This window comes from bacterium (assembly GCA_016702305.1).
GTDB lineage: Bacteria > Electryoneota > RPQS01 > RPQS01 > RPQS01 > JABWCQ01.
In genome coordinates this window covers 93,693-106,877 of the sequence record JADJEH010000009.1, presented here as the reverse complement: position 1 = coordinate 106,877, position 13,185 = coordinate 93,693, and the positions used below count along the sequence as shown (strand labels likewise).

Here is a 13,185-nt window from a genome sequence, read left to right as displayed (position 1 = left end):
TATGAGTCTACGGGGGAATCCGGTCCGTGTGCTGATCGCCGACGACAATCCGGTCGTCCGGCGTATCCTGCAAAAACTCGTCGAGCGGGAAGCCGGCTTTGAAGTCGCCGCCGCCGTCGGAGATGGCGACGAGTGTCTGGACGCGCTCGAGTCCGTGGAAACCGATGTCATCTCATTGGATCTCGAAATGCCGCGCATGAGCGGCCGCTCCGTTCTGATGAAGCTCGTCGAACGCAACAGCCATCCCGGAGTCGTCGTCGTCACCGGATTGCCGATCTGGGACCAGCCTTCATTGCGGGACGAACTCCGCTCCCTGGGAGCGAGTGAAATTCTCTATAAGGACTTCTCGCCCAGCGGAAACGACTTCGGCATTTTCAGCAAAGAGTACTTCCGGGCCCTCAGGTCGGCTTGCCCGGCGCACTAACATTCGGTGTGACATTATCGCGCGTACGGCCCGGTTTTCCGGGCCGTTCTGTTGCCGACCCACAACCGCCCGGGTTGCACACCGCGAGAGGCATTCTGGACGGGGGTCTCCTGTATACTAGCGTGCGCACGGATGGGCTTTTGTTGTTTTTACTTAATTTGAGTCTGCACGCTGCGCAGGTCGTGCAGGGTCAGACCCACTAAGAATTTGTTTACTATGAGTTAGTTGGATGAATCACGGAAAATCAACTTGTGTGGATTTCAACCAAAACTCATTGACTCCTTGATGCACCGACAATATATTCCACTTGCTACGAGTTCGGTGGAATACACCGACATAAATGTGAGTTTACGTGCAGATGTCTGACTAACGGGTCCCCCACCCAGACCCAAACCAAGCGCAGAGGAGAAAACATGACCAAGAAATGGCTGATGTATGTCGTTACTGGCCTAATCTGTTGTAGCGTGATCGCGTTCGCGGCCGCCACAAAGACCAGCCGCACGATGCCGTCCAAGGCCGCGTCGGCAAACGCCACACTGCATAACCTGGACAAGGCGTTGCAGATGAACGGATCGGACTCGAACCTGCTGAAGCAGAAAGAGGCGATCCAATCCAACTTGAAGGCCATGGCCGGACAGCCCGGTGCCGTCAAGGTGATCGAGAACGCCCCGTCCGCGGGTAGCGAGGTCGTTGCCTCCGAAAAAGCGACGGTCGCGTCGCGCGACAACCAAACGGCCCAGTTGAGCCGCGACGAAGTCCGCGCCATGCTTAGCAACAAGGCCGAAGGTGCCGTGTTGAACCCGTCTTTGACCCAAGAACGCGATGCGTTGCTGGCCGAAATCGCCGACCTTCAGGCGAATGGCCGCGACTATACCGCGGAAAAGACTCGTTTCAACGAAATCACTGCGCAAATGGCTCCCAGCGCCCCGCGTCGTTCGCTCGACCAGGGTGGCGAAACCTGCGTGGACGCCCCGGCGATTGCCTCGCTTCCCTATTGCGATCAGGGCACGACCGTTGGTGCGCTCAACGATTACCCGGATGGTCCTGGCCCGGAAGTCGTGTATTCCTACACGCCTGCCGTTACGGAGAACATCATTATCTCGCTCTGCGGTAACTCCGGATATGACACCCGGTTGCTTGTCTATTCCGGTGGTTGCCCGGATGCCGGCGGCTCGTTAATTTTCAACAATGATGACTGGTGCGGCCTGCAGTCATGCTCCGAGTCCTTCGGAACATTGACCGTTTCCGCCGGAGTTATCTACTACATTCTGGTGGACGCTTTTAGCAGTGGCACGGGCCCCTACACCCTCAAGGTTGAAGTTGATGCGGCGCAGGGCTGTTCGACGACCCCCGTCTGCGCCGGTGCCATCGGCCGCTGCTGCTATGGCAGCGAGTTCCTCACGTGCGACGACGTGACCGAAACCGACTGCGTCACCCTCGGCGGTATCTGGAATGCCTTTGCCAACTGCATCGATAACCCGTGCCCGAACTGCAACGTGACTTGCGGCCCGAACGATATCCTGGAAATCTTCGAAGCGGATACGTGTATACTGCCCGCCAGTGACCCCAACGGTGGTTGCAACAATGAGAGCGGAGTCTTCACGTTCACCGACCTCGCCTGCGGCGACACCGCGTGCGCCGAAGCCTTCACCTACATCAAGTGCACGCAAGGTCTTCCAGTATCGCGACCTCGATTGGTATCGCTTTACCACGACCGTCCCGAGCATCATGTCGGTCAGCGTCCGTGCGGCGTTTGACAATGCCGTCGTTTACTTCATCGGTGGTGACTGTGTGACCCAGCCGTTCTACGGCAGCGCTTCCGCTGCCGGTTGCGGCGAAGTCTTCACGTTCACCTCGGCTTGCTTGCCCGCCGGTGACTATTTCTTCGTCGTCGGTCTGAACGCCTTCACCGGCCTGCCTTATGGTGGTCTCAACAACGGCTACCGCGCGTGGGTGGATTGCACCCCCTGCGAAGTTCCGACGGGCCGTTGCTGCTACTATGACCTCGGCACCCCGGCTTGCGCCACCAACTTCGAAATCGAATGCGGCAACCTCGGCGGTCTCTGGACCGAAGGTGAAAACTGCGTGGATCAGCCGTGCGCCTTCGGTGCCTGCTGCTACAACGACGGCCTCTGCTGCGACGAACTGTTTGACTTTGACTGTGCCGCCCTCGGCGGTGTGTTCAATGGCGTTGGTACCCTCTGCCAGACCGTCGAGTGCACCCGCACCTGCTCGGTCACCCCGGGCGTCACGGACATCATCGAACCCCTCGAAGCCGACTCGTGCGGTTTCACGTTCGTTGACCCGAACGGTGGTTGTAACAACACTGTCCCGTCCTTCACGCAGATGGCTTGCGGCGACACTGTTGCCGGTATCTCCTACTACTACTGCGACAACGGCGGCGGACCGCAGTACCGCGACACCGACTGGTACGAATTCACGATCACGCAGGCTCAAGATGTGAGCGTGAGCGCGATCGCTGATGTCTCCGGTTACCTCGTTGGTATCATTGCCGCGCCGTGCCCGAACGGTAGCTTCACGGCCCTCGCCTTTGACGCGGGTTGCGGAACCGTTGCCACGGCGACGGCCTTCTGTCTGCCTGCCGGTACCTACTTCGCCTGGTTCGGCCTGGTGGGTAACCTCTGCACGACGTTCGACTCCCCGTCCAACTACCGCCTGTGGGTCGATTGTGCCCCGGCGACCAGCTGCCCGATCGGTCGTTGCTGCTATGACGGCGGTCTGTCCTGCGCGGACAACACCTCCGACGAGTGCTTGGCCCTCGGTGGCGATTGGGACGGCTCGACCAACTGTGCCGCCGGTCCTTGCCCGGTCCCCGTGGACAATGACGATTGCGAAAACGCCGAAGTCATCGTCACCGTGAACAACGGCAGCGTGACGACAGCGTCCGGCGCTGAAGGTGCGACCTTCACCTGTGCTGGACCGGTCTGTGGCGACCTCTGCACGTTTAGCGGTTCGACCAGCATTGACCAGTTCTACACCTTCACCCTGACCGAGTGCCGCCTGTTGGCAATCGTCGGTGACGGCCCGAGCGCGTTTGCCTGCGACCCGGCTCTTGCGGTCTACCCGGATGGCGAATGCTGTGGTGTTGCGGATGCGTGTAACGACGACTGGGGCTGCAACGGCGACCTCGACCTCCTGCCGTGGCTGCCGCCGGTCCTGCGTCCGGTCGCGAACTATGGTTCGATGATCGCCGACTCGTTTGGCCCGGGCACCTACTACATCCGTGCCGGTCACTTCGGCGCGAGCTGGAACGGTATCTACGACCTGACCATCTACGACTTCGGCCCGTGCGTGATTGCCCCGTGTGATCCGGTCGTGGACCTCACGATCTTCATTGAAACCGCCGCGTCGCAGCCCACGAACGTTCAGCTGTTCTGGACTGCCCCGCAGACCGACGACTACAAGGTCTGGGCGACGACGAACCCGATGAACGACGGTAACCCCGATGACGGCGCCGACGCCGACTTCACCCTCGTTGCCACCATCCTTGGCGTCCCGGCTGGCCCGACCTCGTGGCAGGCTCCCGCTGGCTTCGCTGGTCTGCCCCCGGTTGGCGGCCCGACCTTCTACGTCGTGACGGCCGTCTGTGAGCCGTTTGTGGAGCCGACCGGTCGTTGCTGCTACGAAGACCTCTGCGCCGACGTTACGGCTGCCGAGTGTGCTAACCTCGCCGGTACGTGGGATCAATTCCTGACCTGCGCTGACCCGTGCCCGCTCACCGGTGGTGAGACTGTTAACGATCCGTTCGTCATTGGCGCCCTGCCTTACTCGGCCACTGGCAACACCTGTTCGAATGTGAACGACTATGACGAAACCTGCCCCTACAGCGGCTCGTTGTCGCCGGACGTCGTCTTTGCCTACACCCCTGGTGCCAACTCGGTGATCAACTTGTCGATGTGCGCGGGTAGCGACTACGATACCAAGCTCTACATCTACGAGAACGCCGTGACCCCGGGCTTGCCGTACGCTTGCAACGATGACTTCTGCCCGGGCTTCGTCTCCGAATTGACAGGAGTCGCGGTCACTGGTGGTAACACGTACTATATCATCGTGGACGGCTACGGCAGCGCGTGCGGTAACTACACGCTCGACATTACCGAGTAACCTCTTCGACACGGTGACCCTAAACCAGTCACTATGACCTAAATCTCGGCGGCCCGTGCAGTTATGCACGGGCCGCCGCGTATTTTGACGTATTTTGACGGAAACGAAAATTTTCCTGCCCCATTTTCTGACTTTACTCCGTTCCATTGATGCTGTATATTCTTGAACGGTCTAATCCATCGGTCTTTTTCTTTCACAATACCTCCGCGGCTAACACTGCGGAGCGAATACTCCCGGGGAATCCACCCCAAAATCTGAGGTAAAACGCATGAAGAAGTGGTTATCGCTGACTGTGATGACATGTATCCTGCTCGGCGCCGCCTACCTGGCGATCGCGACCGAGCAAGGACGTAAATCTGTGCAAAGCCTGGAGAACGTCCAGCTCGCCCTCCAGGATGTCGAACAGCGCATCGCGAAGTACGGAGCAACCGACGAACTGCTCCAAAAGCGCGCCGCCTATGTTGAGGCTCTGGCGCAGCTGAATGAGCAGGCCGGAGTCTCGGCTCCCGTCGAAACCGTGGCGCCTGCCGCCCCCGTGGCCGCTGCCGAAGCCGTCGTCATTCCTGACCCGGTCAAGGACAACGCCTACTACGCGGCCCAGCGCACCGGCAACGAAAACGACGCGATGGTCAACTACTATCGCATGCTCTGGGATCGCTACGAAAGTGGCGCTGACCTGACCCCCGCCGAGAAGCAAGACCTCTACGACAGCGGCATGCTTGACGAAGGCCGCTACGAAGAAGGTGGCGCCATTGACGCCGCTGGCGGCCCCGACGGTTTTGGCTACCGCTACGTTGACAACACCGGCGGCGATACCGCTACCTTCGCCTGGATTGACATCGTCGGCGCGCCCGGCGCGGTCGAACTGGTGGACATCCGTAACGCTGACGACACCGACGACACCCTGACGCTGTCCTTCAACTTCCCCTTCTATGGCGTCAACCGCACGACCGTCTATCCGTCCGCCAACGGTGCCATTGGTATGGCTCCGACGGCGAGTTTGAACTTCTCCAATTCCTGCACGCTGCCCAATACCGACGTGGCGTTCAGCACCGGCGCAATCTTCCCGTTCTGGGATGATCAGCACACGCAGACCGGTGGACTTGGCGGCGTGTATGCCTCCGACTCCGGCTCAGTGTGGTACAAGGACGAAGGCGACCGCGTCATCATTCAGTGGGACTCCGTTGGCCGCTTTAGCGGCGCCGCCGGCTATGCCTACTCCTATCAGGCGATTCTGTACTCCGATGGCAAGATCAAGTTCCAGTACCTGGATCTCGCCCGTACCGCCGCCAACCTGCCGTCCGCTACGATCGCTATTCAGCAGGGCAGCACCGCTCCCAACAACAACTTCCTGATCTATAGCTGTAACACCCTCGGCAACGCCGCGCAGGACACGATTCAGAACCGCGCCGTGTGGTTCTACACGTCACCGTTTGCGGTCAACGACTTCTCGACGTCGGCAGTGGTTGCTCCGGTCAGCCCCTACCGTGTTGAAGCAGGCGCTGCATTTAACGTTGTCGCCCGCTTCCGCAACGCCGGTACGGCCACGCAGTCCTCGCCGGTCAAGTACACCTTCAACGGCGGCCCTGTGGTGTCCGAAAACACCGCGTCGCTTGCTCAGTTCGCTACCGAAGATCATGACTTCACCGGTACCGAAACGGCCCCGTCCGTCCCCGGTTCCTACAGCCTGACCTTCTATTCCGACCTCCTGACTGACACCGATCGGAGCAACGACACGCTCCGCGTCAACGTCATCGTCTATGAGGGCCGTTGCTGTTACAATAACGGCAATAGCTGTTTGGACACGACGGCGGCCTACTGTACGACCGTCGCCGGTCTGTTTGACACCACCAAGACCTGTGCCGCGAATCCGTGCCCGATTATCCTCAACGGCGGCGACCTCTGCGCTGACGCCGTTGCGCTGAACGTCGGTCAGCAGGTCAATGGCAGCCTCGTGGGCTCCACGCCGGAAACCGGCCTCCCGGCTTGCGGCTCGGGCTACAACTCGACCTCGAACGGCCGCTGGTATACGGTCGTTGGTACGGGCAACACGATGACGGCCAATATGTGTGATGCGGGTACCAACTACGACTCTGAAGTCTTTGTCTTCTGCGGCAGCTGCGCCGGTCTGACCTGCATCGGCGGCGATGACGACGGCTGCACTTCCCCGGCTCCCGAAGCCGCCTCGATCTTCTCGTGGTGCTCGGTCTCCGGTACGACCTACTATGTCCTAGCCACCTCGTTCAGCACGACTGGTAACGCGGGCAGCTACAGCCTGTTCATCTCCGACAACGGTACGACGTGCGCGAACCCGATTGACTGCAATCCGACGGGTCGCTGCTGCTACCTCGATGTCAATGGCGATCCGCAGTGCGTGGACAACCTCTCGGCTGAATGTGCGGCTTTGGGCGGCACGTGGAATGACGCGCTCTCCTGCGCCACGACCCCGTGCGAAATCGGCCGCTGCTGCTACCTCCTCGGTGGCGCTGGCGCGTGCGAAGATAACACCCTCTTGGAGTGCAACGCCCTTGCCGGTACGTGGACGGACGCCGCGGATTGCGCCACGACCCCGTGCGCCGTGGGCCGCTGCTGCTACCTTGACAATGGCGTCGCCGCCTGTGCCGATGTCATTCAGCTCGAATGTACCTTCCTCGGCGGTACGTGGGTTGACGCACTTGATTGCGCCACCACCCCGTGCGAAATCGGCCGCTGCTGCTACGACGACAACGGCACGACCCTCTGTACGGACAACACCGTGCTCGAGTGTAATGCCCTCGCCGGTTCGTGGAATGACGCTCTGGATTGTGCCACGAGCGCCTGCCCGGTGATTCTGCAAGGCGCCGACCTCTGCGCCAATGCCGTGCTCGTGACAGTTGGCCAGTCCGTGGCCGGTACGCTCGCGGGCAGCACGCCTGAAACCGGTATTCCCACTTGTGGCTCGGGATACTCAACGACGTCGAATGGTGTCTGGTACACCGTGGTCGGAACCGGCAACACCATGACCGCCTCGATGTGTGATCCCATTACAAACTACGACTCGGAGTTGTTCGTCTTCTGCGGCAGCTGCGACGGCTTAGTTTGTGTTGGCGGCGACGACGACGGTTGTATTCTGCGGCACCGCCTCCACGGTCACGTGGTGCTCCGCCGCTGGCAATAGCTACCTTGTTCTTGTGACTTCGTTCGGTACCACGGGGAACTCCGGTAACTACGCGTTGACCATCTCGGATGACGGCATCCCCTGCACTGGCGCGATCGAATGCACGCCGCTGGGCCGTTGCTGCTACTTGGATGGCGGTGTGGTGGCCTGTGTCGAAAACCTCCAGGCCGAATGCACGCTCCTCGGCGGCTCGTGGAATGACGCCCTCGATTGCACCACCCCGTGCCCGACGCTCGGCCGTTGCTGCTACACCGGCGGCAGCTTCTGTGACGTTCAGTGCGTGGACCAGGTCTTCCAGACCGAGTGCACGACTCTCGGTGGTACATGGACGGACGGCGGCACTTGCGCCGAGGCTTGCCCGAGCACCTATTGCACCTGCAATTGCGTCGGTCAGGAAAACGTCTACTCGACCATCGCAGCGGATGCGACGACCTATCCGATCGTGGATAACGCCAGCGTCTCCGTGACCATCAATGTGACGGCGACCAACCCGGTCACCGATCTGAACGTCCGCCTCGACCTGCTGCATACCTTTGACGGTGACCTCATCATCACGTTGACGTCGCCCTTGGGTACCATTGACACCCTCTCGAATCGTCGCGGTTCGAGCCTCGAAAACTACCTCTGTACGGTCTTTGATGACGAAGCTGCCACGGCCATTGGCGCCGGTACCGCTCCGTTCACCGGTTCCTACATTCCCGAGCAGCTGCTGTCGGCGTTCGACGGCGAAAACCCGGTGGGCAACTGGATCCTGACCGTCAGCGACAACGCTAGCCTCGACCAGGGTTACATCGTCGGCGTCTGCCTCGAACTTGAAGCACCGCCCGCCCCGTGTGACCCGATCGTGGACCTCCGCGTCTACATCACGACCGTGGGCAGCCAGCCTGACCATGTCCAGTTGCACTTCACCGCCCCGCAGGACGAAGATTACATCGTGTACTCGACGACCAATCCGGGCAATGACGGCAACCCCGACAGCGGCGCTGATGCCGACTTCACCATCGAAGCGACCCTGCCGGGCCTCCTCGCTGGTCCGAACATCTGGAATGCCCCGGCCGGCTTCGTGGGTCTGCCGCCGGTTGGTGCGCCGAAATTCTACGTCGTCGTGGCCGACTGCCCCGCGCAGCCGTAACACGATTCCGTAGTCGTTGAAACAAGCAGCGGCGGCCCCCATCAGGGGCCGCCGCTGGCTTTTCCGCGACTCACAAAAAAAGCCGAGGCCAGCGCCTCGGCTTTTCGTTTCATGACTTTGGCTCAGGTCCCCAGGTCCTTGTGCCGCACCACTTCGCCCTCAACAAGATAGATCACGTCTTCGGCGATGTTCGTCGCCAAATCGCCGATCCGCTCAAAGTAGCGCACGGTCGAGAATAGCTGCAGCCATTGCGCCGCGAACTCCGGTGACTTCTTGATCTCCGCGAGGATTACGTCATACAACAACCGCTGCAGCTCATCCACCGAATCGTCGGCGATACACACCGCGCGCGCCCGCGAAACATCCTGCTCCACCAAACTGTCCAACGCCGCCTTCACCATCGAAATGGACTTCTCGGCGATGCTGTTCAACTCCTTGGGCAGCGGCACCGGCGGCTGCTGCGCCAGCGTCCGCGCGCGCTTGGCCACGTTCACCGAAAAATCTGCAATGCGCTCCAAATCGCTGTTGATCTTCAAGACAGTGATCACGTAGCGCAGGTCCACCGCCACCGGCTGATGCAGCGCAAGGATCTTCAGACACTCGTCCTCAATCTCAACCTCTTCGCGGTTGATGTCCTCGTCGCGGTCTATCACCCGCTGCGCCAGAGTCGAGTCAATATTCCGCAGCGACGCCATCGCCAACTGCGCGTTCTCCTCGACCGCCGCCCCAAATGACAGTATCTTGCGCTTCAACCGATCCAAGTCGCGCCGCAAATGTGCCGGCATAGTAGATCCTCGTTTTCATGTTCCCGCGTCGCTTCGAGCCGGCGCATCCGATTCCGAATTCTTCCGACGCCGCCCGCCGACGCTAACCGAACCGCCCCGTAATATAGTCTTCCGTCTGCTTTTCAGTCGGATTCGTAAAAATCTGTTTCGTCGGGCCCACTTCAATCAATTGCCCTTCATAAAAGAACGCTGTATCGTCCGAAACGCGCGCCGCCTGCTGCATGTTGTGAGTCACAATCACAATCGTATACTCCCCGCGCAGCTCGCCGATCAAGTCTTCAATGCGCGCGGTCGAGCGCGGATCCAGCGCCGAGGCCGGTTCGTCCATCAGCAGCACGTCCGGATCCACCGCCAACGCCCGCGCGATACATAACCGCTGCTGCTGGCCGCCCGACAACCCCATTGCGCTCTGTTGCAGACGATCCTTAACCTCTTCCCATAAGCCCGAACGCCGCAAACTCTGTTCCACGATCTCCTCGAGCTTGCGCTTGTTGGTCTCTCCGTGGATCCGCGGTCCGTACGCGACGTTCTCAAAGATCGCCTTCGGAAACGGGTTCGACTTCTGGAACACCATCCCCACCTTGCGCCGCAAATCCATCACGTTCGACGTGCCCGTGTAGATGTCCACGCCGTCCACCAGAACCTGCCCCGTCAACCGCGTCCCGTCTATGATGTCGTTCATCCGGTTGAGCGTGCGCAAAAACGTGGACTTCCCGCAGCCCGACGGCCCGATGAACGCCGTCACCTTGCTGCGCTTCAACTGAATCGTAACGTCGAAGAGCGCCTGCGTGGCGCCGTAATAAAAATCGAGCTTGCGCGCTTCGATATGAAATGGATTGTTGTGCGTCATTACCAGCGATACTTCCGGCGAAAATACGAACGAATGATAATGGCCGTCAAGTTGAAACTCAAAACCACTGCAATCAACACCAGCGCCGTTCCGTACTGCATCGGCCGAGCCTTCTCTACGTCCGGCAACTGCGTCGCCAGAATATACAGGTGATAGGGCAACGCCATGCACTGATCAAACACCGACTGCGGCAGCGAGGGAAGGAAGAACGCCGCCGCCGTCAACAGAATCGGCGCCGTCTCGCCCGCCGCGCGGCCCACGCCTAAGATCGAACCCGTCATCATCCCCGGCACCGCATACGGCAGCACGTTGCGCCGGATCGTCTCCCACTTCGTGGCCCCCAGCGCCAGACTGCCTTCGCGAAACGACTGCGGCACCGCCCGCAGAGCTTCTTCACTGGCCACAATAATCGTCGGCAGAATCATGCACGCTAACGTCATGCTGCCCGCCAGAATTGAAGCGCCAAAGCCCAAGAATATTACAAACAATCCTAAGCCAAACAACCCCAGAACGACCGACGGGATGCCCGCCAGTGTCACAATCGCAACTCGGATCATGCGCGTAAGCCGCCCCTGAGTCGCATACTCACTTAAATATATCGCGCCCGCCATCCCCAACGGCATCGCCAGCGCCACCGTACCCAACACAAGATAAAGCGTCCCCACGATCACCGGCCAGATGCCGCCCTCCGCGCCGCTCTTGCGCGGCGTGTCCGTCAGAAATTCCCATGACAGCACCGGCCAGCCGCCCACCACCACATCCGCAATGATATACACAACCACCAGAAGTATTGCATACGTCACTCCAAACATGGAGTAGTATACGATTCGTTCCGACATATTGCGCGGCTTCATACTCATCGCAAACTCGCGGTCTTCCGGGAGCATAAACGGGAGTCAATCACCCGCGCCTCATCTCTGAACAAATGCTTGGACATCAGCCGATCCGATACTTTTTTAGCACCCGCTGCGCCACCATATTCAGGGAGAAGGTCATAATCAGCAGCACAACACCAATGACAAACAGCGCGTGATAATGATCGCTGCCAAACGGCACTTCACCCATCTCCGCCGCCACCGTCGCCGTCATCGTGCGCACCGATTCCGTGGGATCAAACGTGACGATCGCGGCATTGCCCGTCACCATCATCACCGCCATCGTCTCTCCCACCACGCGACCCAGCCCCAGCATAACCGCCGCGACAATTCCCGACAGCGCCGCCGGAACGGTCACCTTCCAAATCGTCTGCAACTTCGACGCGCCGAGGGAAAACGACGCTTCTTTGTATGAACGCGGCACATTCCGAATCGCGTCTTCCGAAATCGTGATGATCGTCGGAATCGCCATGAGCGCCAACAACAGCGCGCCCGTCAACGCGTTCAAACCCGACGAGAGATGAAACACCTGTTTGACCATGGGCGCGACGACCACTAACCCGAAGAACCCCAACACCACCGAGGGAATGCCCGCCAGCATCTCGATCACCGGTTTCCAGATCTCACGCTCAACCGGTGATGCCATTTCCGCAATGTAGATCGCGCTGATCACCCCAAACGGCACCGCAATCACTGTAGCCAACAGCGTCACCAGCAGCGAACCCGTGATCAGCGACAACATCCCGAACTGCTCATCTTCAAACGACACGGGCCGCCAGATCTCGTTGAATATCTGCCCGATCCCGTGCGTCTGGATGAACGGCCAACTCTCTCGCCCCAGAAATAGGAACACCAGCGCGACGATGACAATACTCATCGCCGCGCTGGTCATAAAGACGTAGCGGATGATCCGCGCCTTCCAGTATTGCCGGGGCAATTTCACCAATTAGCCCTTCAGCGGAACATAACCGACTTCGCGCACGATCGTCTGACCCTTCGGCGAATTGCAGAAGTCAATGAACTGCTGTGTCAAACCGGCCGTCGAGCCCGTGGTGTACAGAAACAGCGGACGCGAAATCGGATACTGGCCGCCGCGCACGAGGTCTTCCTGCGGCGGGTAGGCCGGCGACGCCGCATCCTTGCGAATGTACAGCGATTTCACCTTGCCGTCTTTGCCATACGCTTCGCCGCCGTAGCCGATGCCGCCCAAGTTCGTGGAGAGTTCCTGCACCAGCGCCGCCGTCGAAGTCATCAGGCGCACGTCCGTCGCAAAGTCGCCTTTGTTCAGCACATGCTCCTTGAAATAGACATACGTCCCCGAATTGCTCTCACGCGAGTGCGCCACGATCGGTCCCGGCGCGCCGCCCACGTCTTTCCAGTCCTTCACCTGGCCTTGGAAAATGTTCTTAACCTGTTCGAGCGAAAGCGTGTCCACCTTGTTGGCCGGATTCACGAACACCGCCAAACCGTCCATGCCGATGACCACCTCAACCGGCGCCATTTGCTTCTGCTTCGCCAGATCACGCTCTTTGTCGGTCAACGCGCGCGACGACGCGCAAATGTCCGTTGTTCCGTTCAGCATCGCGGCGATCCCCGTGCCGCTGCCGCCGCCCGTGACGGCCACCTGCTTGCCGGGATTCGCCTTCATGAATTCTTCAGCCAAGGCCGACATCAGGTTCACCATCGTGTCCGAGCCCTTGATATCAATCGAGGTCTTCTCAGCGGGCACGTCGGTCTTCTTCCCGCAGCCTACCGCCACCAACATCAAACTGAGTCCGGCCAACAACAGGCCGTAACGAATTGCGAAACGCATGGATTCTCCTATGATACGTGGAAT

The 13,185-nt window shown here is 60.0% G+C and carries 10 protein-coding genes; 5 read left to right on the top strand and 5 right to left on the bottom strand.

Annotated elements, in window-relative coordinates:
- The first annotated feature begins 1 nt into the window (after position 1).
- The 5 genes from IPH10_09250 (at position 2) to IPH10_09230 (ending at position 8,838) form a co-directional block, all read left to right on the top strand.
- Entirely contained in the window at positions 2–424 is a 423-nt protein-coding gene (locus IPH10_09250) for a response regulator transcription factor (GenBank protein MBK6911096.1), read from the top strand.
- Positions 425–837: 413 nt separating this feature from the next.
- The gene (locus IPH10_09245) at positions 838–2,181 is read left to right on the top strand and encodes a hypothetical protein (GenBank protein MBK6911095.1); all 1,344 of its coding nucleotides are present in this window, start codon (positions 838–840) and stop codon (positions 2,179–2,181) included.
- On the top strand, positions 2,153–4,549 hold the full coding sequence (locus IPH10_09240; protein MBK6911094.1) for a hypothetical protein: 2,397 nt from the start codon (positions 2,153–2,155) through the stop codon (positions 4,547–4,549). Before IPH10_09245 ends, IPH10_09240 begins: the two co-directional genes overlap by 29 nt.
- A gap of 268 nt (positions 4,550–4,817) precedes the next feature.
- Positions 4,818–7,706, top strand: a complete 2,889-nt coding sequence (locus tag IPH10_09235) for a hypothetical protein (protein MBK6911093.1) — start codon at positions 4,818–4,820, stop codon at positions 7,704–7,706.
- Positions 7,630–8,838, top strand: a complete 1,209-nt coding sequence (locus tag IPH10_09230; protein ID MBK6911092.1) for a proprotein convertase P-domain-containing protein — start codon at positions 7,630–7,632, stop codon at positions 8,836–8,838. Before IPH10_09235 ends, IPH10_09230 begins: the two co-directional genes overlap by 77 nt.
- 122 nt (positions 8,839–8,960) lie before the next feature.
- Here IPH10_09230 and phoU read toward each other — a convergent pair whose 3' ends face one another.
- The 5 genes from phoU to IPH10_09205 form a co-directional block, all read right to left on the bottom strand.
- Positions 8,961–9,623: a phosphate signaling complex protein PhoU gene (gene phoU, locus IPH10_09225; protein ID MBK6911091.1), complete on the bottom strand. Its 663-nt coding sequence runs from the start codon at positions 9,621–9,623 to the stop codon at positions 8,961–8,963.
- An 82-nt stretch (positions 9,624–9,705) separates the two neighbouring features.
- Positions 9,706–10,473 (bottom strand): phosphate ABC transporter ATP-binding protein, encoded by a 768-nt coding sequence (locus tag IPH10_09220; protein MBK6911090.1) that lies wholly within the window; start codon positions 10,471–10,473, stop codon positions 9,706–9,708.
- A complete protein-coding gene (pstA, locus tag IPH10_09215; protein MBK6911089.1) occupies positions 10,473–11,327 on the bottom strand; it encodes a phosphate ABC transporter permease PstA in 855 nt (284 codons plus the stop codon). The genes IPH10_09220 and pstA overlap by 1 nt, the downstream gene beginning before the upstream one ends.
- Positions 11,328–11,409: 82 nt before the next feature.
- Positions 11,410–12,240 (bottom strand): phosphate ABC transporter permease subunit PstC, encoded by an 831-nt coding sequence (gene pstC, locus IPH10_09210; GenBank protein MBK6911088.1) that lies wholly within the window; start codon positions 12,238–12,240, stop codon positions 11,410–11,412.
- Between the two features lie 54 nt (positions 12,241–12,294).
- On the bottom strand, positions 12,295–13,161 hold the full coding sequence (locus IPH10_09205) for a phosphate ABC transporter substrate-binding protein (GenBank protein MBK6911087.1): 867 nt from the start codon (positions 13,159–13,161) through the stop codon (positions 12,295–12,297).
- Positions 13,162–13,185 lie beyond the last annotated feature (24 nt).